Origin of the sequence: Candidatus Nitronereus thalassa (genome assembly GCF_032191465.1) — a bacterium.
GTDB classification, from domain to species: Bacteria; Nitrospirota; Nitrospiria; order Nitrospirales; family UBA8639; genus Nitronereus; species Nitronereus thalassa.
In genome coordinates this window covers 2943744-2967574 of the sequence record NZ_JAQOUE010000001.1, presented here as the reverse complement: position 1 = coordinate 2967574, position 23831 = coordinate 2943744, and the positions used below count along the sequence as shown (strand labels likewise).

At 49.1% G+C, this 23831-nt stretch carries 23 protein-coding genes and 1 tRNA gene; 4 read left to right on the top strand and 20 right to left on the bottom strand.

Annotation, left to right across the window (positions count from 1 at the left end; all coding sequences use genetic code 11):
* Positions 1–68: 68 nt before the first annotated feature.
* Positions 69–392 (top strand): rhodanese-like domain-containing protein, encoded by a 324-nt coding sequence (locus PPG34_RS13320; RefSeq protein WP_313833900.1) that lies wholly within the window; start codon positions 69–71, stop codon positions 390–392.
* A 47-nt stretch (positions 393–439) separates the two neighbouring features.
* Here PPG34_RS13320 and PPG34_RS13315 read toward each other — a convergent pair whose 3' ends face one another.
* The 13 genes from PPG34_RS13315 to PPG34_RS13255 all read right to left on the bottom strand — a co-directional run bounded on the left by PPG34_RS13315 (position 440) and on the right by PPG34_RS13255 (position 14919).
* Positions 440–1360 carry an NAD-dependent epimerase/dehydratase family protein gene (locus PPG34_RS13315; RefSeq protein WP_313833899.1) on the bottom strand — a complete coding sequence of 307 codons (921 nt, stop codon included), beginning with the start codon at positions 1358–1360 and terminating at the stop codon, positions 440–442.
* A gap of 107 nt (positions 1361–1467) precedes the next feature.
* The gene (locus PPG34_RS13310; protein ID WP_313833898.1) at positions 1468–2238 is read right to left on the bottom strand and encodes a TlyA family RNA methyltransferase; all 771 of its coding nucleotides are present in this window, start codon (positions 2236–2238) and stop codon (positions 1468–1470) included.
* Positions 2239–2302: 64 nt separating this feature from the next.
* The gene (gene xseB, locus PPG34_RS13305) at positions 2303–2542 is read right to left on the bottom strand and encodes an exodeoxyribonuclease VII small subunit (protein ID WP_313833897.1); all 240 of its coding nucleotides are present in this window, start codon (positions 2540–2542) and stop codon (positions 2303–2305) included.
* 160 nt (positions 2543–2702) lie between these two features.
* The gene (xseA, locus tag PPG34_RS13300; RefSeq protein WP_313834285.1) at positions 2703–4046 is read right to left on the bottom strand and encodes an exodeoxyribonuclease VII large subunit; all 1344 of its coding nucleotides are present in this window, start codon (positions 4044–4046) and stop codon (positions 2703–2705) included.
* A gap of 17 nt (positions 4047–4063) precedes the next feature.
* Positions 4064–4843 carry a TIGR00282 family metallophosphoesterase gene (locus PPG34_RS13295; protein WP_313833896.1) on the bottom strand — a complete coding sequence of 260 codons (780 nt, stop codon included), beginning with the start codon at positions 4841–4843 and terminating at the stop codon, positions 4064–4066.
* 33 nt (positions 4844–4876) lie between these two features.
* Positions 4877–6445, bottom strand: a complete 1569-nt coding sequence (gene rny, locus PPG34_RS13290) for a ribonuclease Y (RefSeq protein ID WP_313833895.1) — start codon at positions 6443–6445, stop codon at positions 4877–4879.
* 568 nt (positions 6446–7013) lie between these two features.
* Complete coding sequence (locus tag PPG34_RS13285; protein WP_313833894.1) at positions 7014–7310, bottom strand: cell division protein ZapA; 297 nt, start codon at positions 7308–7310, stop codon at positions 7014–7016.
* A complete protein-coding gene (locus tag PPG34_RS13280) occupies positions 7294–7560 on the bottom strand; it encodes a cell division protein ZapB (RefSeq protein ID WP_313833893.1) in 267 nt (88 codons plus the stop codon). Before PPG34_RS13280 ends, PPG34_RS13285 begins: the two co-directional genes overlap by 17 nt.
* Positions 7561–7606: 46 nt before the next feature.
* A complete protein-coding gene (locus PPG34_RS13275) occupies positions 7607–9877 on the bottom strand; it encodes a lytic transglycosylase domain-containing protein (RefSeq protein WP_313833892.1) in 2271 nt (756 codons plus the stop codon).
* Between the two features lie 462 nt (positions 9878–10339).
* Positions 10340–11695: an HD-GYP domain-containing protein gene (locus PPG34_RS13270; protein WP_313833891.1), complete on the bottom strand. Its 1356-nt coding sequence runs from the start codon at positions 11693–11695 to the stop codon at positions 10340–10342.
* Positions 11696–12025: 330 nt separating this feature from the next.
* Positions 12026–12499: a pentapeptide repeat-containing protein gene (locus tag PPG34_RS13265; RefSeq protein ID WP_313833890.1), complete on the bottom strand. Its 474-nt coding sequence runs from the start codon at positions 12497–12499 to the stop codon at positions 12026–12028.
* Between the two features lie 164 nt (positions 12500–12663).
* On the bottom strand, positions 12664–13908 hold the full coding sequence (locus PPG34_RS13260; protein WP_313833889.1) for an EAL and HDOD domain-containing protein: 1245 nt from the start codon (positions 13906–13908) through the stop codon (positions 12664–12666).
* Between the two features lie 189 nt (positions 13909–14097).
* Positions 14098–14919 carry a DsbA family protein gene (locus PPG34_RS13255; protein ID WP_313833888.1) on the bottom strand — a complete coding sequence of 274 codons (822 nt, stop codon included), beginning with the start codon at positions 14917–14919 and terminating at the stop codon, positions 14098–14100.
* A gap of 196 nt (positions 14920–15115) precedes the next feature.
* On the opposite strand from PPG34_RS13255, the gene PPG34_RS13250 reads away from it, so the two are divergent.
* Positions 15116–15943: a hypothetical protein gene (locus PPG34_RS13250; RefSeq protein WP_313833887.1), complete on the top strand. Its 828-nt coding sequence runs from the start codon at positions 15116–15118 to the stop codon at positions 15941–15943.
* Between the two features lie 301 nt (positions 15944–16244).
* Positions 16245–16427 (top strand): hypothetical protein, encoded by a 183-nt coding sequence (locus PPG34_RS13245; RefSeq protein WP_313833886.1) that lies wholly within the window; start codon positions 16245–16247, stop codon positions 16425–16427.
* 179 nt (positions 16428–16606) lie between these two features.
* Here PPG34_RS13245 and PPG34_RS13240 read toward each other — a convergent pair.
* Positions 16607–16683, bottom strand: a tRNA-His gene (locus tag PPG34_RS13240).
* 144 nt (positions 16684–16827) lie between these two features.
* Complete coding sequence (pyrF, locus tag PPG34_RS13235) at positions 16828–17547, bottom strand: orotidine-5'-phosphate decarboxylase (protein ID WP_313833885.1); 720 nt, start codon at positions 17545–17547, stop codon at positions 16828–16830.
* Positions 17548–17644: 97 nt separating this feature from the next.
* On the opposite strand from pyrF, the gene rpsT reads away from it, so the two are divergent.
* The gene (gene rpsT, locus PPG34_RS13230; protein ID WP_313833884.1) at positions 17645–17920 is read left to right on the top strand and encodes a 30S ribosomal protein S20; all 276 of its coding nucleotides are present in this window, start codon (positions 17645–17647) and stop codon (positions 17918–17920) included.
* Positions 17921–17996: 76 nt separating this feature from the next.
* Here the strand turns inward: rpsT and holA are convergent, their stop codons facing one another.
* The 5 genes from holA to PPG34_RS13205 all read right to left on the bottom strand — a co-directional run bounded on the left by holA (position 17997) and on the right by PPG34_RS13205 (position 23366).
* Complete coding sequence (gene holA, locus PPG34_RS13225; protein WP_313833883.1) at positions 17997–19046, bottom strand: DNA polymerase III subunit delta; 1050 nt, start codon at positions 19044–19046, stop codon at positions 17997–17999.
* Between the two features lie 47 nt (positions 19047–19093).
* The gene (gene lptE, locus PPG34_RS13220) at positions 19094–19771 is read right to left on the bottom strand and encodes an LPS assembly lipoprotein LptE (RefSeq protein ID WP_313833882.1); all 678 of its coding nucleotides are present in this window, start codon (positions 19769–19771) and stop codon (positions 19094–19096) included.
* Positions 19772–19781: 10 nt separating this feature from the next.
* On the bottom strand, positions 19782–22418 hold the full coding sequence (gene leuS / locus PPG34_RS13215; RefSeq protein WP_313833881.1) for a leucine--tRNA ligase: 2637 nt from the start codon (positions 22416–22418) through the stop codon (positions 19782–19784).
* A 231-nt stretch (positions 22419–22649) separates the two neighbouring features.
* Positions 22650–22874: a hypothetical protein gene (locus PPG34_RS13210; RefSeq protein ID WP_313833880.1), complete on the bottom strand. Its 225-nt coding sequence runs from the start codon at positions 22872–22874 to the stop codon at positions 22650–22652.
* A 177-nt stretch (positions 22875–23051) separates the two neighbouring features.
* Positions 23052–23366: a hypothetical protein gene (locus PPG34_RS13205; protein ID WP_313833879.1), complete on the bottom strand. Its 315-nt coding sequence runs from the start codon at positions 23364–23366 to the stop codon at positions 23052–23054.
* Positions 23367–23831: the final 465 nt, after the last annotated feature.

Genomic DNA, 23831 nt, shown 5'->3' with positions numbered 1-23831 from the left:
CAGAAAGTTGAATTGACAGGGGAGGAATGGCACGACTATCATGTGCCTTTCTAAAGGAGGATCTCACCATGAGTTATGCGATATCAGTTCGTGAATTAAAGGATCGTTTAGATAAAGGGGATAAGGTATTCCTATTAGACGTACGGGAACCCCATGAATATTCTATGGCCAAGATTGAGGGCTCCGTCCTCATCCCTCTTGGCACCCTGCCAACCTCGCTCGATCAATTAAATCCTGCCGATGAAATTGTGGCTCTCTGTCATCGCGGCATGCGAAGTGCTGACGCCGTGGGATTTCTCTTACAACAAGGATTTAGCAACGTAAAGAATCTTGTAGGGGGAATTGACGCCTGGTCATTGGAAATTGATCCAGAGGTACCTCGGTATCGATAGCTTCCCGAGCATGGTATGAGTCCACTTCCCATATTCCAGGGAGTGCCTTACTTCTTTTTCTGAAAAAACTCTACGGTTTCGGTAAGTCCTTCGCCTAAGGGTACGGATGCTTCCCAGCCTGTGTCTTCCGTCAGTTTCGAGCAGTCCAACACACTACGCAATTGCTCACCCTTTTTGGCAGGACCATGCAGTTCCTTTGAATCAACCTGGGTGAGAGTCTTAAGGCGGGCAAATATGTCATTCACCGTCGTTTCTACTCCGGTCCCCACATTATAAATACCATTCACATGTTGATCCGAGGCCGTCATGACGGCCTCAACCACATCTCGAACATAGACATAATCACGAGTTTGCATTCCGTTTCCATTAATAAGGGACTGCTGGCCCTTCAATAATTGTTGCGTAAATATCGCAATTACTCCCGCTTCGCCTTCAGGATTCTGTCGAGGACCGTAGACATTCCCAAACCGCAAGGCGGCATATCCAAGGCCTGCCACATGGCGAAAGTATTCAAGGTAATGCTCACAGGACAATTTGCTAATCCCATACGGTGAAAGAGGGGCAGTCGGGTGGGATTCAGGTGCAGGAAATTGATGCTGTTCGCCGTACACCGCCCCGCCCGAAGATGCAAAAACCATTTTTCTCACTCCATATTTGATTGCCAGCTGTAACAGGTTGATCGTGCCAAGAATATTGACATTGGCATCAAACATCGGATCCTCCGTGGATCGCCGAACGTTCATTTGCGCCGCCAAATGTACGATCACCACAGGCCGCTCTCGTTTAAAAATTCTATCTAAACGGGAACTGCAAATATCGGCCTTATAGAGCACGGCTTCCCGATTGACATTTTTTCGCTTCCCCGTCGATAAATTATCGATCACCGATACTTGATGTCCTTCTTGAACAAATCGATCCACCACATGCGAACCAATAAAACCTGCGCCACCTGTGACTAGTACATTCATGGACATCCTTTCGATTGATCTTGTCCTCTCCTTGAAAGACATCGAGAATACGAGGAAAGGTCTCCCAAGGAAAGTATGACTTATTCCCTATTATTCAGAAAGAAATTTTAACCCAGATCGGACTCAGGTCCCCACCGTAAGCCAAGCAACATTTCCCGGTTCCCAGATTTTCCCTCTACCGGAGAATCAATATGTCCAAGGTAAAAGAACCCAAGAGCTTCTGCAGTAGACCGCACCTTACCCATAACTTCATGACGGACCGTATCATCGCGAACGATGCCGCCACGACCAACCTGTTTTCGCCCAGCTTCAAACTGAGGTTTTACCAACGCAATCACGATGGCCTGGGCGGATAAAAATTTCAGGACACAGGGCAAAACTAATTTTAACGAAATAAACGAAACATCTATGACTGCCAGCTCAATAGGCTCAGGAACGTTTTCAACAGGGAGATACCGGATATTACAACGTTCCAATACCACCACCCGAGGGTCATTTCGAATCCCCCAATCCAACTGTCCATACCCTACGTCAATGGCATATACACGTTTGACGCCATGACGGAGGAGGCAATCGGTAAACCCACCAGTCGAGGCACCAATATCCATTGAGATGAGCCCCTGGCAGGGTAAATGAAATGCTTCTATTGCCGCAGCCAGTTTATCTCCCGCTCTGCTGACAAAAGAAGAGGACCGATCGGCCACTTCGATCGCGGCACCTTCATCAACAAGTTTGGCTCTCTTGTCAACAATCATCCCATTGACGGTAACTAACCCTGCAAGAATCACCCTCCCGGCCTGCTCCCGACTGGACACAAACGCACGATCAACAAGGATACTGTCAAGGCGCTTCTTGGAAACATGGGGGTCACGAGTCATATTACCAAGGGAATGGCGAAAAATGGCTTGGAATCACGTGGAGGATGCTAACGCCCGATTGAAATCATGTTGCGTCTTCTTCATCAACGCTAAAGGCTTGGAGGCGCTTTTTCCCGCCGGTTTCCTGAACCATGATTTCAACTTTTCGTTCCGCATCGCTTAAAACTTTTAGGCAGGTTTTAGACAGTTTTATTCCTTCTTCAAAAATTTTTAGCGAGTCATTCAACGGGAGGTCTCCCTTCTCCAGCTCATTGACGATCGTCTCTAACCTCGCTAAGGCATCTTCAAATTTTATTGCGGCCATCTCATCTCTCTATTCATTAAACCTGTGAGATTCTAGAAATTTGAACTATTTGACGCTGACAGTCGAACCCTGAGGTCCTTCCCTTTGTACAAGGCACTCAACCCTTTCCGCAATACGGAATTCAAGAGGCGGCTCCATTATACGCTGCCCCTACCGGAGGTCAAGGATGGGCAGGTGGATCAATCTGTTCAATAAGACAATCCAATGCGCCGTCGGCCAGACGCGCTCGAACTCGATTCCCAGGTTGAACTTGGGTACAACTCCTGACAATCTCCCCGCCTGGTTGTCGTTCAAGAACACTATAACCCCGAGAGAGAATGGCCAGAGGATTGAGAGTCTGCAAAGACGCAGCCACTACCCGAAACTGTTGTCGCTTCGAAGCCACCATTGCCGGCATCGCCCGGTTTATTTGCGCCCTAAATTGCTGAACGATCAAGGAAGTTCGCTGGATTGATTGCAACGGACTAGATTGCATTAGGGCCGAAGACAAAGCCATGACTTTCGGACGGCGAGTGAGTTGCAAATTATTCATGGCCAGAGTGAGTCGCCGATCCAAATCATCAACTCTCTGTACACGCATTTGAAGAATATAGCGTGGATCTGGAAGGGCCCGATAGGTAGCATGGATTCGATGCCGAATTGCTCGCAGTTGATTCTGCATATTTTGCCATATTCGCTCCTTATGGATCTGAATGCCCTCCCGCAAATCTTCCAAAACCGGCGCAACCGCCTCGGCAGCCGCCGAGGGCGTCGGGGCACGATAGTCAGCGGCAAAATCAGATAAGGTGATATCAATTTCATGACCAACAGCCGAAACGACGGGGACACGCGCCTCTGCGATAGCCCGCACCACCGACTCTTCATTAAAACTCCATAAATCTTCCAAAGACCCACCACCTCGCCCGACGATCATCACATCAACCTCTCCCTGTCGATCACAACGCCGAATGGCCTCCGCAATTTGGCTTGCCGCTCCCTCACCTTGCACAGCCACTGGATACAACACCACACTGATAATTGGGCAGCGACGGTGAAGAACCGTGAGAATATCGCGGAGAGCGGCACCTGTCTGCGAAGTGATAATACCAACTCGTTCCGGTAAAAATGGGAGTGGTTGCTTTCGAGAAGGATCAAATAATCCTTCTTTCCCGAGTTTTTCCTTGAGCTGTTCATAGGCCAATTGCAACGCACCCACACCAAAGGGCTCGATCGCATCGACCAGGATTTGATAATCGCCACGAGGTTCATAGACTGTCACTCTACCTCGCACGATTACATCGAGACCATTGTCCAAAGCAAATCTGAGCAACATGGCCGGACGACGAAACAGCACGGCTCGAATCTGACTCTTAGTGTCCTTTAACGTGAAATACATATGCCCAGAAGAAGGAACTCGAAGATTAGAGACCTCTCCCTGAACCCAAATATCGGAAAAGGTGCGCTCAAGAGACGTACGAATGTTGGTAGTAAGTTCAGTGACCGTGAGTGTGGAAGGTATGGTCACAGGCAAGACAAAGAGAATTAGTCAAACTCTCTCACACGACGAATATCCACCGCCTTCCCCGTATTGGGGTCAAACTCAATGAGCGCCGCCTGGAGCATGCCTGGCCCAGTGGCCACTTCAAATCGACGAGGCATTTGTGTGAGAAATTTTTCGATCACTAGATCTTTCTTAAATCCAATCACGGAATGAACCGGCCCGGTCATTCCAATATCCGTGAGATAGGCCGTCCCTTTAGGCAGGACTTGCTCATCAGCGGTTTGAACATGAGTATGAGTGCCTACGACCGCCGTGACTTGACCATCTAAAAAATGTCCCATAGCCATTTTTTCTGAGGTGGTTTCGGCATGCATATCCACGATTATAGTCTTCGTTTGTTCTCGTAATTTCGCCACCTCACGCCTAGCGACTTGGAACGGACAATCCAGGATCGGCATAAACGCACGGCCCATGACTTGAAGAATACCTACCGTTCCCCCACTCGGTAGATCAAGTACTAACGTGCCCTTTCCAGGTGCTCCCTCCGGATAATTTGCAGGACGTAATAGACGGGGCTCTTTTTTAATATAATCGAGGGTTTCCTTTTTATCCCAAGCATGGTTCCCTGTGGTAATCACGGACAAGCCTAAATCGAAGAGATCATCGGCTAATTCAGCAGTAATTCCAAATCCCCCTGCCGCATTTTCGCCGTTGCCAAATATCAGATCAACATGATGCGCACTAACGACTTTTTGCAATTTATTGGCGATGACACGACGACCAGGTTCACCAACAATATCACCAATAAAAAGAATAACCACGAGGCTCCCTTCTGTTTCGATGCATGGTCTGCCTTATTTTGCAAACTCGACATACCGGCTTTCCCGGATTACTGTAACCTTGATTTGTCCGGGATAGGTCATCTCTTGTTCTATTTTTTTCGAGAGATCACGAGATAAACGAAACGCCTCATTATCAGAAAGCTCACCCTGACGAACGATCACCCTGACTTCTCGCCCAGCTTGAATCGCATACGCCTTATCCACGCCTCCAAAATCTGTGGCGAGAGATTCCAATTTTTCTAGCCGCTTGACGTAGGCTTCTAGCGTTTCCCGTCGTGCCCCGGGACGTGCGGCCGACAAGGCCTCGGCCGCCGCCACCAGCACGGATTCCGGACAAATCGGCTCAACTTGTTCATGGTGAGCCGCTATCGCATTCACAATCTTTTCAGACTCGCCATATTTTTTGGCCATCTCGGCCCCTAACATGGCATGTGTACCCTCTTCCTCATGACTCACCACCTTACCAATGTCATGGAGCAAGGCCCCTCGTTTGGCAAGTTTAATATCCAAGCCAAGCTCTGCGGCCATTATCCCACAGATGTAGGAGGCTTCTCGTGCATGATAAAGATTGTTTTGCCCATAACTGGTTCTATACCGCAATCGACCTAATAACTTCACGATCTCTGGATGAAAGTCGGAAAGCCCCACTTCAAATATCACCTTCTCCGCTTCCTCACGCATCAGTTTATCAAGTTCGCTTTTAACTTTTTCCACGACCTCTTCAATACGAGTCGGATGAATTCGTCCATCCGCCATTAACCGTTCTAAGGATACCTTCGCCACTTCACGACGGAGCGGATCAAAACCCGACACAATTACGGCTTCCGGAGTTTCATCGACAATGAGATCAACGCCCGTGGCCGCCTCCAATGCTCGGATATTGCGGCCTTCCCGTCCAATAATTCGCCCTTTCATCCCTTCACTAGCCAGCGGGACGACAGAAATCGTGGCCTCATTAACATAATCTCGAGTAATCCGCTGAATCGAATTGGTCACTATTTCCCGAGCTTCCCGATCCGCCGTTTCACGCGCTTCATCCAGAATGCGTTTCGTGAGCCCGGTGGCTTCAAGTCTGGCCTCGCTTTCAATCTCCGCCAACAATTGACGCTTCGCGTCTTCCATCGTCAACCCAGCGACCCGCTCCAGAGCCTCACGATGCTCACGCACTGTCTGCTCACAGACCTGCTCTTTTTTCTTTAAGGATTCTTCACGTTGATCCAAGGCACGATCGCGCTTGCGAAATTCCTCGTCTTTTCGATCAGTATTGGCAATTTTTCGCTCGAGAGTTTCCTCGCGCTGAATCAACCGCTTTTCCAGGGAACTCAATTCTCCCCGTTTGTCCTTCTCCTTTTTTTCCAGTTCAGCCTTGGCTTGAAATAAAAGATCTTTCGCTTCGATTTTGGCTTCTTTGGTAATGTTCTCAGCCTCACGTTCGGCAGAAACAGTGAGCTGCCGGACCTGCTCCTCGACTTCCCGCCGTTGGGCTTCCAATCGATTTCGCTGGACCACTCCATTCAGGACAAACCCCAGCAACAAACCGAGGATCCCCGCAGCAATTGATAATACGAATGACGTTGTCATTACGGTCACCCCCTTCATCGCCACGTCCTGTGGCAACCCGATTGCCCATGCCTCAAGTCACAACAAGGGTTACAGGCCTTTTTGAACTTTCTTGGTGTTTTTTTAGGGGATGGTGAAAAAACGAACACTCTGCAGAATACAGAGAGATGAAGAGGGGTCTAGACCAAAAGCATCACTGAGGTTGAGGTCTAAAGTTGGGAAAACCTGGATAATTTATGGTGAAATCCTTGTAATTCAGCAACCTATCCATTTTTCTCAAATTCAGCCGTGATGAGCCTATCTTGTTTGAACATTAAAGCGGGGAAACAATGTATTCGAAAAAATGAACTGTTTATCCCGATCCGGGACCTTTAGAACTCCCCCACTCTCTAACCGATCAAAAAATGTCATCATCCTACTGCTCGCTCACGCCTCAATTGTCTCAAAAAAACCCAAATTCACTTCTCAAGAAATTCTTTCGTTTTTTTCACATCCACTAAAAAATGCCATACTCCTACATAATTCAAATAATGCACTTCTCAGTAAATCAACGTTATCAGACCAACCTACCTGTTGCAAGTAAAGCACCCTAGAGAATGGCTTCACCGCCGATTTGGGCATCAATAGACTGCAACAGACCATCTGCTCGCCGCTCAACTTCTGCCTCCCCGGCTTGACGACGACTTTCCTGCTTAAAGAGTTGATCCGCAATGTTTATCGCTGCCAAAATGGCCACTTTGGTAGGGGTGGATGTGGTCAAATTCCTGGCAATGGAGTTCATTTGACCTTCGACATACTGTGCCAATTCGTGCACGTACTGCTGATCCGCGTCCCCCTGGAGAGCCAATCTTTGCCCAAAAATGTCCACTTCAATAGCGTTCATCATGGGTTACCCCTTGCAATTCATGATCAGGTGTCTCAAGGAACTGCAGATTATCCAATACCTTCTCAATTTTGGCTCGAATATGGGTCCGCTCTTCTTCCCAATCCTGAGAATGGGCCTCCTGCTGAACAAGACGCTCTTGAGCCCGCCCCAGTTCTTCCTGAAGAAGGCCATTGGCCTGTTTTAGGTGTTGAACCATATCCACTAATCGCTGAACTCTAACCTCTAAGGCTTCCAATTTTTCCAGACTCATAAGTACCTCCACCTAGATATTCTGCGGTCGAAAAACTATAGAATCTTCAACACACCTTGTCAAGAGAAGAGCCACTACATCTAGTAGAATAGAGGTCACGATATACATGATAGCTGGTCAAAACACGTTTCACATATCTGCGAGTTTCCTTATAAGAAATGAGTTCCACAAATTCGTCTGCCTCCCGATGGCCATTTTTATCCAGCCAGCGTTTCACCGCATTTGGACCGGCATTATAGGCAGCAATGACAGGAATATTTTTTCCTTCATATTCCCCAAGTAATTGGCTGACATACTGAACACCCAACTGAATATTGATCTCCCCGGAAAATAAATCCTCTCGTTTGAAAGAGGAAAACCCCACCTTCCGAGCCACGCGCTCGGCAGTCGTCGGCATGAGTTGCATAAGACCAATGGCCCCAACCGGGGAAAGGGCTTGGGTGTTATACAAACTTTCTTCTCGGATAATTCCTGCAATCAAATATGGATCGACCCGGGAATCGGCAAAGCGCTGAATCGTGGGAAGGTATCCCCCGGGATACGCCACAGACCATATTCCCGAGGATCGAGAAAAACGCCTCTGCTCAACGGAAACATTGAAATGCCGACGGGCAATGAGAAGCGACTGATCATAGGCTCGGACTTTTTCCAACTGGATGGCAATTTCATACAAGGCGTCCTCTCTCGACTGATAAGATTTCCCAACATGTAACAACTCACTGGCAGCCTCCGACATCAACCCAAGGAGGGCCAACTCTTGCGCTTTTTGAAAGTGCCGATCTTTTTCCAAAAGTTGGCGAGTGTTTTCAGACACTTCAGGTCCAGGATCAAGGCTGGACTCTCCCACTACCGAGGTAATCGGCAACGACGCCAACCGGCTTTGAGCTAATTGCCCATAATAAGTCATAGGCCACTCTTGAGAGACTCGGCGATAATACTCCTGCGCCTGATCATTCAGCCCAAGGTTAGCCAAGGTCCGACCAGCCCAATATTGCGCCTTCGCGGCCCACCGCTGGTCATTGCTATTTTGAAGAATTCTTTCAAACACCTGAAGCGCCGGTTGAAATTGACCATGCTGATACAGCAACCATCCTTGCCTCCACCAGGCCTCAAAACGGGTTCGAGAGGATCCAGCCAGGTCGGCCGCACGTTGATAAGCCTGCACAGCGCGCTCAATGTCCCCTTGGTCTTCGTACCAAATCCCGCACATCCATTGGATTTGAGACCGTTCATTTGACTTGAGACCAGACAAGGGCAATTGACTTAAGGCAATGAGCTCCCCGCCCTTTCCTTGACGAAGATACACGCGTGCCAACCATTCGGTCGCCTGCCCACGATAGGATGATTGGCCCTCCGACAACTTGGCAAAGAGTTGACTGGCTTTGGGATATTGCTTGAGACGAACATGGGCCATGGCTAATTTCCATTGCCCCTTCTCTCGACCTGGCCTAGCGGGACGACCCTTAAGAAATCGTTTCAGATCACCAATGGCTAGTTCAAATTGAGCTTGGCCATAATAGGTTTCAGCCCGTTGAAAATAGTCTCCTAACGACGGTTCCCAGGAACCCTCAAGCCCATCGTTTTTTTCAAGAAGCTCCTGAATCGTTTTGGCTTCCGGGGAAAGGGGATAACGAACCCAAAGCTCACGAAGGGAGTCGATCACCAAGGTGGAGTTTTCCAACTTCCTGCCACAATCCGCTATCGCCTGTAGGGCTTGGGGCGCATCATCCGAGTCGGGACCAAGGGAAAGCGCCCGCTGAAGATGGGGGACTGCATGGTGACAATGACCGGCTTTCTGCCACGCCAATCCTCCTCCATAGAATACCGATGTTTTTAAGAGTGATTCAGGGTCTTTTTCCAGGACCGACTCGAATGTGGCAGCAGCTTCTTGGCTGGAATCCGTCTCGCGTAAGGCTTGAGCCATCCATACCCGAATATAGTCCTGCAGTAGCGGAAAGTTCCTTTCTGCCTCTCGAAGGTATGGAATGGCTTCCTGCGGGTTGACCTCAAGTAGAAGGTATCCCAATCGAAGACCAGCCCGTTTTCCCCATACAGATTGTGGATATTGACGCTGAACTTGCTGGAAATTTGTGCGATGGACCGCAAAATCTTGTGGCGTACGATCTACCAACAGAATCGCATTATTGAAGCATTCCTCCGCGGAAGGACAACCCATCTCTGGAACTGGTGGCTCAGGCAAGGGTTGCGCACCAGACAACAGAACTATGAGCAGTATGCCACCAATCGCGGCAGCAAATATGGGCAGACGAATTGAGGATAGGATGTGGGTCATTTCCTTGAGATGTTCCTCAAACATTGCACCTTGTTTCTTAATGAACCTATGGACCCCATCATGCCCTTTGAAAAATTTTATTGGACACTACTATTCAACATGGCTGAAAGCGAATGCACAAGACCAAGACCCATTCGTTGGCCAAAATCAATGTAAGGAATCACAGGTAGGTCTTGACTCCCCTAGATCATATTTGGGAATTGGAGCAAAGGATATTTTGGGCTCAAGAAGTCTAATCCGTTTTTAGGGATTACTATTCAACTCCATTTATTATCGGATAAATGTGGAGGTTTATTGAGATTTCTTATTTTCAGGACATCGCTATTGGCAGCACAAAACACGCCCAAGTCCCCTCAAAAACCATTGCATGACTCAGGGACTCCGGAGACAGCTCGACACAGAATCTCAATTCTTCGGCTCTAGGAAGACAACATATCCAAAATCTGGCTGTCAGGTAAGAAAAGTGCGTACTGGAAAACGGAAAAATCAGTGCGGTGCTGGAGCTAACTCGGCTGGGGTATTTTCCACCAGATAATTTACCATATGGCGTGGATTTAAAAATTCGGCAGCCTCTCGCGAGACATCACGGGGTCGAAGGTTTTGGCAAATGGTGATCTCCTCATGGTCTTCAAGATCAAGCACCTGGGCTCGATAGGGTGATGCCTCCTCCGAATAGAGAAGAATCAGCGGTCGAAGACGATTGGTGATATTGATATTTACGACCATCCCAAGAGCCTCATTACTCAGGAGCACTAAGGATCCCGGAGGATAGACACCCAACACACGAACCAGGGCCACCACCGCTTCTGACCAAAATACCGATTTTTGTTTTACAAACAAATGGGAAAGAGCCTCGGATGGTGTCAGCCGCTTTTCGATGTCCGGATCGTTGCATAAATCATCATAGCGATCGACGACCATCACAATTCGTGCGAATAAGCTAATCGCCTCTACGCCTTTCAGCCCCATAGGAAACCCCGACCCATCCAGCCGCTCATGATGCTGGTAAATCACATTTAAACTCGATTTGGGAAAGCTGGAAAATTTGCGCACCGTATCTTTGCCAAACCGTGGATGCTGACGATAGGTATCACGTTCACTGGGACTAAGATTGGGACGCTTTAATAAAATCTTCCCGGGAACATTGAGTTCACCAATATCATGAAAGATCGCCCCTAATGCCAACTCGCGCATCTCGTCCTCTTTCAAATCAAATTCTTTCCCAATCATCAGGCACAAGGCACACACATTCAGCGAATGCATGAACATGCCCTGACCCATCTCATTAGACACCATCACATTGAGCATAGAAGTCGTGGCATCAGGACCATCAAGTAAATCCCCCAGGGCACAAACCATGTCATGAGCTTTTTGAATGCCTTCGATATTTCCAACACTCAAATCTTGCATGACCGCTTTACTTTGTCGAAAGGCTTCTTGGTAGGCACGATCGACTTTTTTAAATCCTTCACAATATTGGTTAAAGGATTCGGTGGCTGTCGGTTTGACCGGGCTCGCTTCTACAACAGAGGGCTTCGCTTCGGCTTCTTTCGGAATATCGGCCTTTACAGCTTCAGGAGTTCCCTCGACAATATTCTGGGCAGTGGGTTCGGCAGTGGGTTCGGCAGTTTCTTCTGCAAGTTCCTCATCGACACCTTCGGGATCGGACCTTTCAGGATCAAAAAGGATTTCAACCTTATTCAATTTTTGAAGAATTTGTAATTCTTTCTTGGTCCGAATCTTAAAGGTATTGGTAGGAAACGGATGGCTAAACCACGAACCATTGAGCCTGACATACAGGCCTCTCCGTAGTTCAAAATTTTTAATGGGAAGGAACGCCATACGTAAACGTCATGCCTTCGATGATATACAGTAAAATGAACCTCGCCATTTACCCAAGCCAGTGCCCGAGGTCTCTCAAGAAACCCTTATTTACGTTATCGTTTCTTGGGAAAGGCAACTTAAGCTATTCCTATGAAAGATAACGAAATTGAAGCACAAAGCCAGGCCAGGTGTAACCGCTTGTCGTGACGTGAAACTTCCATGGAATCAGAATGGGACAACCATTCCTCGACCCTGTGCGGAGACTCTTGCCGACATCCCAAGTCAGACCTAACTGATTAGTCGATTGATGTCCTAATTGGGGAGAGGAATAGGAAGGCCGGGCAACCCCTAATTTCGGCAAGGAACTTGAAGTGTCGTTCCTTGAAGTTCCGCGCCATCCAGAATCGCATCTTCAAAATTCGCACCGGTAAAATTGGCGTCGCGAAGATCCGAGGAGTGAAGGTTCGCCTTCGAAAAGTTGGCATTCTGCAAATTGGCCATAATCAACAATGCTTTTTCCATATTGACGCCTGTCAGATTCGCCCCTTGGAGGTTCACGGCCACACAATCAGCCTCGGGCATATGTGCGTCTTGGAAATTTGCCTTTTGCGCACTCGCACTAAATAAATGGATTTCCGTGGCTTCCGCCCCAGTGAAGTTAGCCTCTTGCAAATTGGCCCCTGTAAAATTCGCTTGGGACAAACAGAAACCCGTCAGATCGGCATGGGCCAAATCCGGACGAATGCTCGGGTTTTCTTCTCGCCATGCATTCCACGCGGTCACGCCTTGTCCCAAAATAGCGAGATGATCCTGATTGGCCATTTGACTCCCCTACGCAATCAAAAAAAATACCCGTAAGAATTTATTGCGGAGACCAGATTTGCCGGCGATTTAGGCCACTGGAGTTCTCTCCCTGGAGGGTTTATCGGCAAGAAATCAAGAAGCTAAAGGGTAGGGAACGACTGGCTCCAGACTAGGGCACCTAATTACTCTTTTATCAGTGGAGCGATGCTACCTAACCAGGCCATGGATTGAAAATACGATTTTTGCAATGTGGGAATCTCCAACCCTAATCCTTGCACCCCCCTCCACTCACACTGCTCATAGGCCAACACACATTGAAGGACTTTTCCCAACTGCCCCTCTTTCTCCACTAAAGCAGCATGAATGGGTTGTGAAAGTTCAACCATACTCAACACTTCAGTCATGGGTTTATCAAACAAAGCATCAAGCACGGAAAACAGACCGACGGTAAAAAATTCATCCACCTCACGTTCATTGAGCGCCTTGGCCACCTCTTCACACATCTTTCCGCGTATCAGCGCAATAAGTATTAACTCCATAGGTTTCTGATCCAACCCGGCCATCACCAACAAGGTAGCCCAGGTTTTGAGACGAGCCAGACCCACCAGACAAGCCGCCTGACCAATAGAATCGATTTTTTTGGGGAGAGCGAAAAATGCCGAGTTCACATACCGCAACACTTTATAACTTAGCGAAACGTCCTGTTTGATAATTTCCTCGACCTCGGCCATTTCAGTTTCAGGGTTTTGAAGTTTGGATAAGAGGGATAGAATCGCAATTTGATTGGGGGGAATTCGCTTTCCTTCAATGATCTTCGGTTTACAGAAAAAGTAGCCTTGGTAATAATCAAACCCTAACTTCTTGCACCAATCAAAAATCTCCTGTGATTCAATCTTTTCAGCCAACAGTTTCACTGGAAACTGTCGCAAAATAGCCACATCCTGCTGGAGACGTTTCGGGCCAAGCGCCATGACATCCAACTTGACCATATGTGCATGTTCGACCATGGGACGGAGTTCTTCACGATACTCGAAATCATCTAGCGCCAGGGAAAATCCTTCCGCAGACAACCGTTTCATGGCCTCAACGATATTATCATCCATGGGAATATTTTCCAGGACTTCCAATACCACACGGTCTTTGGGTAAATCATCACAAAGATTATCACGCAAAAATCGTGTCGTCAGATTGATGAAGGCTAAATGAGAACCAACCATCTGCTCCAGACCAATTTCCAAGAAGGTATTGAGCATGACCCGAGCCGTCACGGCATCCCCGTCGGAAAATGTGGCCGCATTCATATGGCTGTCTCGATACAAGAGTTCGTACCCAATGACCTGTAGGTTCTGATCGAAAATAGGTTGGCGACCCACCATAACCTGGTTGGCAGTTTGGCTGGACTCGGCAGTAGCGTCGGCGACCGACATGAGACTTCCCTCCTTGGATGTTGCCACAGAATCGGATGAAGACAGAAATAATCCTCTTGCATTTTCTCGGCGGCTACTCCCTAAAACTCAACGTTCCAGGCCAAACTTGGAAAGACTCCAAGGGAGAAATATCTGAGATACCTATGGGTGTGGGTAGGAAGAAAACAGAAAATATAAGGGAGGTTACGCCTAATCGTCCACAGGCGGGACTTGGCCATTTTTCGTAGGCATGGGCTTTTCCATGTCCTGAATCACTTGTTGGAACGTCGAAAAGGGTTGTGCCCCACGAACGATCGTCCCAGTAATCGTTTCGCCAGAACCACTCCTCCCAATAATAAACGACGGAGTGCCACGCACATCGGCCTGGGCTCCAGCTTGCATGTCGGCTTGAACCGCAGCTGCATGGCGGCCGCCTTCCAGACAAGCGTCAAAGGCACCCATCTCAAGTCCTATTTGGTCGGCATAGGCGGAAAGGGACGAGACGGACAAATCCTTTTGATTAAGAAATAATACATCGTGCATCTCCCAATACCGACCTTGCTCTCCAGCACAATGTGCACCTTCATGAGCCTTGGCGGCTTGAGGATGGATTTGCGTCAAAGGAAAGTCCCGAAAAACATATCGAACCTTCCCGGTATCGATGTAATCACGCTTCAGCTCAGGAAATACTTTGGTCGCAAAACGTTGACAATATGGGCATTGGTAATCAGAAAATTCGACAATAGTTACCGGCGCATCCGCCCGACCAAGCATAGGCCGGCCCCGAAACCCAACAGTCGAAACGCTCTTGGCTGGGGGAGCCTTCTTCAGCGCACCTTCTAACAGTTCCTTGATATCTTCAACATCTTTTTTCATTTCCTGTATATCATGGCGAAGCGACCGAATTTCCTCTTCGACACCAGCAAAGGTCTCGCCCGGGCAAAGCGCCACCCCCACAAGAAAGAACGCCAACCACATTACTCGAAGAGGCCGAATTCGCCAAACAGCCAGGCATCCAGAAAAATCGATCATGGGAATATCATCTTTGATTAACTCGGCAAAGAAATAGAAATCGAATTTTCATTTTGGAAACCAAGACTAATATCAGAGCACAACCACCTTGGAAACGCAATGCAAAGACCGAGGACTTGGGTTTCCCCAACCCAATCGGGTATCGTGTATTTCTAATATTCCCATCAAAACCGAATACAGATTTTCGCTTTTTCTCATGAACAAAAACCACAAGTCCTTTTGGGCGCCATGCCTGTTCATAGTATTCCTAGAACTCACTGCTGTGGCCTATGCCGAACAACCCCTCATCACATTTTCCGCAATGGGCGACACCCCATATTCCGTGATGGACGCAAGGAAGTTACAACATCAACTGACCACGCTCAATCCCAATAGCGAGTTCGTCATTCATCTCGGTGATATCAAGACCGGCATCACCGCCTGCTCAGAGAGTTGGTACCAACAAGTCGCCGACATCCTGGCTCAATCCCCTAAACGTCTCTTTATTATCCCAGGTGACAACGAATGGAACGATTGTTTCGATCCCCAAGAGGGCTGGACCTTATGGACAAAATACTTCTTGCATTTCGATATACAATGGTCGGGCTCCCTTCAGGTAGTTCGAGACGCACAGCATCCGGAAAACTTTGCCTTTACGTCAGACGGCGTGATGTTTATTGGCATCAATCTTGTTGGTGGAAAAGTACTCGACCCCATCAAATGGTCAGTGCAAGATCGAGATAACATCGAATGGATTGAAACCCAATTGGCCAATGCCGACGCAGTAATTTCTCACTTGGTGCTCTTCGGCCATGCCGTGCCCGATCGCAACCATCGTACCTTTTTCACCATTTTGAATACCGTGGCCCAATCGTTTGGAAAACCTATCCTTTACCTGCACGGCGACGGACATAAGTGGATCAAAGACTTCCCCTTCGACGAAAAAAATATTTTGCGGGTGGAGGTAGAACCAGGAGGTCGAGCCAATCCCATCACAGTCACCGTCACTGACGACCCAAATGAACCATTTATGTTTGAACGGTGAATTCTCCCCCGGCTAAATACCAACCTCACTAAGTTCGCATCCTTTTACTAGATCTTCCCCGGCTCTTCTTTTGGTCAACCGTCCAAGAGCATTTCGTCCGTTAGCCCTTTTTGAGTTCCTCCTCTCAAAAAAAAGAAGGCCCACCAGCAGTCTTGGTGAGCCTTCTCAAGGAGGTAATGCAACACTAAAGTCACTGTCCCATGGAACCCCCTCCGAGGTCGATACGTCGATTGCCGGATGGCGCAGCCTCCCTTTTCATGCAATTCTTCGAATCATCGTCGAGAAAGGAGATTAAGGGAATATGGAGTCAGAGACAAAGGTCAAAGTCAAAGCATTGCCTCAGTGCACCCGCTGCCAAGGTTCCTTGGTCATGGATCGCGAACACGATCTCGTCACCGGCCTGGCACTTCCCGTTTTGTTGTGCGTCAACTGCGGTTGTCGAACCCCATTGATGAAACACCCTGCCCCGCTGTATCGCAATTAATAATCTTGGGAAGACTCCTTTAAGTTAAAGGAGTCTTCGAGTTCTACATTCTACTCCCGGAAATTTCTCCTCTCATCCTAGCCCGCAAACCGATCTCCATTGCCACAAGAGAATATGGCTATCCAACCTCTTTTTGACTTTGAAGAAGTTCAATAAGAATGGAAAGATACAGAAAAATTTGGGGTGAGTGACGGGAATTGAACCCGCGACCTCCGGATCCACAATCCGGCGCTCTAACCAACTGAGCTACACCCACCATCCAGAGCTGATGAGGAAGATTTTCTACTGTTCGACAGGGGAAAGGAATAGTAGCAAAAGCCCTGGCAGCCCGCAAGATAAGTGACCAGCGATTCAGAACATCTTAGCGTAGCATCATGGCATAAAAAGTTTCCTGGACTTCCTAGGAAATACGGCGATTAAAGGCCGCTTGCATTTCAGAGATAATCTCCCGTGCCGCCAATTGAGGATCCGCTGCATCCCGAATGGGCCGGCCTACTACTAAATAATTGGCCCCTTGCTCAATAGCCTGACTGGGTGTCGTGACCCTGGCCTGATCATGAGTAGCCGTCCCCACAGGTCGAACGCCGGGTGTCACGATGGCTAACGATTCCCCCACTGCTTGCCGGATAGCCTTGGGCTCTTGCCCCGAAGCCACAACCCCATAACAACCCACCTCAGCCGCGGCCTTGGCGCGGGCGACGACTAATTCTGAAATGGTCCAAGGCGATCCACTTTCTTGCACATCTTCGATATCAAAATTCGTGAGCACGGTGACAGCCAAAATTTTTAACTCTGGAGTTTCTCCTCTCCCAGCCATGGCCGCTTGCATGGTTTTTCGGTGGGCATGCACGGTAAGAAATTGCACACCGAGGTCTGCCACCAGGGCCGTGGCTCGTTTGACCGTCTCCCCGATATCGAAAAATTTGAGATCCAAAAATACTCGGTAGCCTCGATCCTGGGCTAGCCTGACGATCGCAGGCCCGACACCGGTAAACAATTCCAACCCAATTTTGACTACTCGTACGGAATCTTGAAGCTGGTCGAGCAGCATCTCCGCTCCGCCAAGATCTGGGACATCCAATGCCACCATTAACCGATCATGAGCATTAATGGTAGACAAGAAGAATTCCCCCTTCTGACGAATACAATTGACCGTGTATCACCGTGTATGGTAGAAATTGCAGCTTCATGATTTGAATCTTTAATGGAGGACGTACATGCCAGTTGTTCATACATCGGCGATTAAACGGGCCCGGCAATCAATTAAACGGCATCAACGAAACAAAGCCATTTTACACGGCGCCAAAACGGTCGCGAAAAAAGTTAAAGTCGCGGTAGCGGAAAATAATCCAGAATTAGCTCAAACCCTGCTCCGAGAAGCAACGTCAACGATCGCAAAGGCCGTCACCAAAGGATCGCTGCATCGCAAAACCGCTTCTCGAAAAATTTCCCGACTCGCCAAAAGCGTGAACTCCGCCGCTCCTAAGTCGTAACTTATCCAGTTCCTCTCTTTCCAAGATACTCCCCCTGGGATGACAGGGGGGAAGACTTTCCCCAACAAAGAACCACTCAGTCTCGGGCACCAAGACACAGCGCAAACACAAGAGAATGGAACACACGGTGTGGGGAACCGGCTGCGCCTCCTTTCAGAAAAGAATCGGTTTCGGCAAATACCTTCCATGCTTTCGAAAAATGTGACAACGAAAAACGTTGGACGACGGTAAAAAATTCTCTTTGACGGAACGGAGGCAATCCAAGCGAACGAGCGACTTTGGATTCATTTCCCCCGCGTGCCAATTCGTCTTTGGCTTTCCATAATCGTCGATACTGCCATAGCAAGGCCCCTAAGATGCGGAGGGGCGCTTCTCCTGCCTCCAAATTCTTTTCCACAATGGTCAACGCATGGCTGGGATTTTTCGCGGCAATTGCTCCAGCCAGATCAAACACCGACGCCCCCGTATCGGCTCCTTGAACTGCCACCACATCATTTCCAGTTACTGTTTGTCCGGTGGGCACAAACAACGCTAGCTTATCCAACTCCCGTCGAGCACGATACAGTCCTTCCGCGGCAATATCTTTTAATAACAACGCTGCTTCTTGATCCACCTTTAATCCCAGCCGAGCCGCTTCCTGTTTCACCCAACCCAAGCAATGAGTATCAAACAATGGGGCGCAATCAATGACCGTCGCTTTTGACTTGAGCGTCTGCACCCATTTGGTTCGGCCGTCGAGTTTCGGCGCTGAAAGCACAAGCGTGCTGGAGTCATTCGGTGCATGAAAATACGGGATTAGGGCTTCCCCATGTTTGGCTGATAGCTTATCGGCCCATTTCAGAATGACCAAGCGGTGAGTGGAGAAAAATGGGACCTCTTCCACCAAAGAAAGAATTTCCTGACATTCAGTTTCGTCGCCATACAGGATATCGCAGGCGAAGACATCATCTGGATCGTCCCCTGCATTCTTACTTTCGTCTGCCTTGGTGGCAGGATCATCGACTTTCTTCCAAGCTCGGAGTGTGGCAATGGTTTGATCTCGAAAATAATCCTCTTCTCCAATCACGAGATATAGCGCAACCAGACCATGTCGTTTTAACGCCGAGGGTAATTCTGCCGGTTTCATAGTTGAGTTCGATTTGCCTTATAAGAAAATCGACATGCGTCGGTGCATTACTTATTGGGTTCAACAGCTAGGGATGGAGAGCCAGTCTCATGTGATGACTTGATCGAGTTCTTTCTATCGGATGAAAAGGTCCCTTGATCGCGAGCATCCCAAAAATCCGCTGCTAAAATTTCCGCCACGTCTTGCCCAGCTTGTTCTAAGGCTCGATCTTGAAGGACCTGGTTAAACTGCAGTTGGTCTTGTCCAGTCACCGAACCGGAGGATTGGTTCACGAAAAACTCTCCTGACCCCGTGGCTGATTGACTCCACACGATCCGGCCCGTTTTCTGGTCTTCGACCGTGACGTTGACCACCACATTGACCCGACTTTCTCGCTGGACAGTCGTAGAAAATGTCAGCGTCGGCACATTCACCGAAACGATTTCACCCTTCAGCACAAAATCGGCTTGTCCGTCATTATAGAGCACCTTAGCTCCGCTGCTCGCGGCAAATTCTTGGCGCACATATCTGGTGTATTTAGATTCCAGATTGCTGCGAATAGTTCGGTTTTTGAAATCTCGAATAACCAATTTGACGAGTGGCCCACTATCTGCGATTTCCCCTCCACCGATTTGCGGCCCCATCCCCTCCACGGAAAAACGATACCCACATCCTGAAGTCACAAACATGAGGGCCGTCAGAAGGAATACCAGTGATTTTGAAAATGTCTCGGGGCGCTTCATCATCTTACACGCATCAGACCACAAAATTGACTAACTTTTTTTCCACATAAATCACCTTGCGGGGCGGGGCTCCTTTGAGCCATTCCAGAACTTTGTCATCTTCCTGGGCCCTAGCCACAATGTCCTCTTGACTCGAATCGGCGGGCACCACGATCTTACTGCGCAACTTGCCATTGACTTGCAAAGGAATGGTCATCTCCTCCTTGACAATGAGCGACGAATCATATGTCGGCCAAGGTTGCAGTGCGATGCTCGACGAATGCCCTATGCGCGCCCACAATTCTTCGGCAATATGGGGAGCAAACGGCGAGAGAAGCATTAAGAAGGTCTCGCCTGAGGCACGTGGCAGGGGCGCATCTTTACAAATATCTCGTACAAAGACCATTAATTTCGAAATAGCCGTATTGAATCCCATGCTTTCTAGATCTAGCGAAACCCCCTGAATGGTTTCAGCCGTCAGTCGCGCTTGCTCTGGCGTTCCTGTCCCTTCCACGAGTGAGATTGTTTCATCCTCCCGATCCCCCATAAACAATCGATAGGCGCGTTGCAGAAATCGTGAGACGCCAGGAATGGAATCCGTGGACCAAGGCGCGCCTTTATCCAATGGCCCCATGAACATCTCGTACAGCCGCAAGGCATCGGTGCCGTATTCTGTAATAATGTCATCGGGGTTCACGACATTGCCACGGCTCTTGGACATTTTCTCGGTGACTTCTTCCAACTGCAAACCTTCGATCGTAGGATGCAGTGGCTGTTCTTCTTCAGACCATCGCACATCTTTGGCGGCCACCCATCGCGTTTTTAACTCTTCTCCTGACTGTTTATGGAGCGGTGTTTCATTATCAAACCGTACTTCAAAGGCAGGATAGGCTTTTGCCGTCACGCGGGGATCATCGGACAAATTATTATCGAAGTAACGATAGCTATACCCAAGAATCATTCCAGGGTTGAGCAATTTTTGAAACGGTTCCTTGGTATGGACCAGACCAAGATCAAACAAGACTTTATGCCAAAAACGAGAATAAAGAAGATGAAGCACGGCATGCTCGGCGCCACCCACATAGAGATCCACCGGCATCCAATATTGCTCTGCCGCCTTCGACCAAGCCTCACGGTCATTGGACGGATCACAAAACCGCAGATAGTACCAACAACTTCCCGCCCATTGCGGCATGGTGTTGGTATCCCGCAAGGCTTTGGCTTTGGTCTCCGGATCAGTGACTTCGACCCAATCGCGCACTCGGGCCAACGGCGGTTCGAATTCTCCGCTTGGGCGAAAGTCATCCAGCTCCGGCAACAAGACCGGCAGGTCGGACGCCGGCACCAGCTTGGTGGTCCCGTCTTCCAAATGAATGACCGGGAAGGGTTCTCCCCAATAGCGCTGACGACTGAACAGCCAATCTCGCAATTTATAATTGACGGTCTTCTCGCCTTTTCCATGTTCGACCAGCCAGTCATTCATCCGCTGTTTGGCCTGTGGCGTGGTTAATCCATTGAGAAAATCAGAATTCACATTCTTCCCATCTCCAGTGAACGCTTCAGTAGAAATATCGCCACCGGCAATCACTTCCAAAATGGGCAAGTTGAATTGTTTGGCAAAGGCATAATCTCGAGTATCATGCGCCGGAACCGCCATGATCGCCCCTGTGCCATAGGTTGCCAACACATAGTCGGCAATCCAGATCGGCACCCGGCTGCCTGTCACCGGGTGAATGGCATAGGCTCCTGTGAAGACGCCAGTTTTTTCTCCGGCATCCGCCATTCGCGCCCGGTCACTGCGGCGCGAGACTTCCTCGACATAGACTTCCACTGTGGGACGTTGCTCCACAGTGGTAATGGTTGGCACTAACACATGTTCTGGAGCGAGGACCATATATGTGGCGCCGAACAAGGTATCCGGGCGAGTCGTAAACACTTCAAGCGTCTGACCAGGATGCCCCACGAGTTCAAAGTTAATTCGTGCGCCCTCCGACCGGCCTACCCAATCCCGCTGCATGCGTTTGATGGATTCAGGCCAGTCCACGGAATCCAAATCTTCAATTAATCGATCGGCATAGGCCGTAATGCGCAACACCCATTGTCGCATGGGCACACGTACCACCGGATGACCGCCGCGTTCGCTCTTGCCGTCGATGATTTCTTCGTTCGCGAGCACCGTTCCTAATGCCGGGCACCAATTCACGGGCACCTCCGCCAAGTAGGCCAGGTTCTTTTCATACAGCTTGGAAAAGATCCATTGTGTCCAACGAATGTACTTCGGATCGGTAGTGTCGATCTCCCGGGACCAGTCATAGTCCATGCCCAACGCCTGAAACTGGCGCTTGAAATTTTGGATGTTCTTTTTCGTGGTTTCCCGGGGATGAGTCCCGGTCTCGATGGCGTATTGCTCAGCAGGCAGCCCAAAGGCATCCCACCCCATCGGATGGAGGACGTTGAACCCACGCATTCGCCTATACCGCGAGATAATATCCGTGGCGATGTATCCTTTGGGATGCCCCACATGCAGCCCAGCCCCCGAGGGATAGGGAAACATATCTAACACGTAAAATTTGGGCTTATTCGGATCTATGGTCGAAGAAAAGGTGGCATGTTCACGCCAGTAGCGCTGCCATTTTTGTTCAATGGCTTGAGGATCGTAGGATTTTGCCATGAAAGGGAATACGGATAATTTGTAGATTTAGATCAACGGGCCTTCAACGGAAAGAAAATCTATCATAGACCCGATGGCACGACAAGGCGAACGTGGCCGATCAGTGCCTTTCAGTTGAAGATAAGATCCCAGAACTATAGAGGAATTTTGCGAAGATCGTGATGATTGAGAAGGGTTCGAAGGCAGGGGCCTTCCGTTAGCTCAGGAGGCTAAAAAATTGGCGACATCCAGTCAGTCCTTCACACCCCCAACCGGCAAGGCTTTTCGTTTTTTGCGAGTGGCCGCTTCGGCAATTTCTGGCGTTTTTTCTTGGGCGAGCCGGTGCTTCATAATTAACGGATCCACGACCTCTCCGCACGCCAAACACCGCCAACCGGGCATCCAGAGTTCCCCGCTATTTTCCATGTCAATAAAATAGTCGGCGACCATGGTTCCTTTACATCGTGTGCAATGCATAACGACCTCCTTGAAAAATTCCCGTTGTCCCTGTTTTCGGTCCGGGAAAGGAGATCTTGAGGTGCATCATGGGAGTGAAAAAGACAAACGAAAGAGAAGGACAACGAACCCTGCTTAATGGGAAACAGGCTAGGCGAGAGTTCATCAGATGAATGGGGTGAGGGGTGAAGAAGCGGTTCAGATCAACTGTAGCTCTCGCATGGGAGAACCGTGTTGACGCAACCACACGGTAGAAAAACAGGTCGTATGCGAAAGCCCATTCCACCCCATCTCCAAAACATTATTCGGATGCAAGTGGATATACCGTGGACGGAGGGTTTGTGGGGCTTGGTGCCCCCTAAGGCGTTGGTGCGTTCGAAGCTCAGGCGCATTCTCTGCCAGCCACCTGTAGTCAAAAAAGCTCACTTCCTCATCAGCCCATTCAATCCGAAGCCCTTGGCTTTCAGGGATGACATCTTGAACAATGCATGAAATTGTTGAGATACCGTTCATACCGCTTCTCCTTTTTTAGTAGTTTGTATTGTCCACATACTACAAGAAGAGGATGACGAACTGGTTAACCGAGAGTAATTATCTGGTTATCTTTGAGTTTGGTTGGATTAATGAAAAGGGGGTAGCGTCCTTTATTAATGCGGGGTGTCGTCCCCGCACGACGAGGTCCTTTTGTTTCGGCAAAAGGACCCAAAACCATTTCCGCCTGTGCGCGGCCCCTACGGGGTGCCTCCGCCACAGCCCGAATAAGATCGCTCAGGAACTCGCTCTGCTCAGACAGCCTTCGCCAAAGAAGCCGATTCGGGGCTGCGGCTCCGCCGCGCACAACGCAGGGAGACACTCAGATAAAAGTCAAGTTTTCAACCTGGGAGGAAGTGTAGGCTTCCCCATCTAGCAGGCGATGATCAAGGGTCGCAATAGTGGTCAGCACCCAATAACCGCGAACCATCTGATAGGATATAAAAA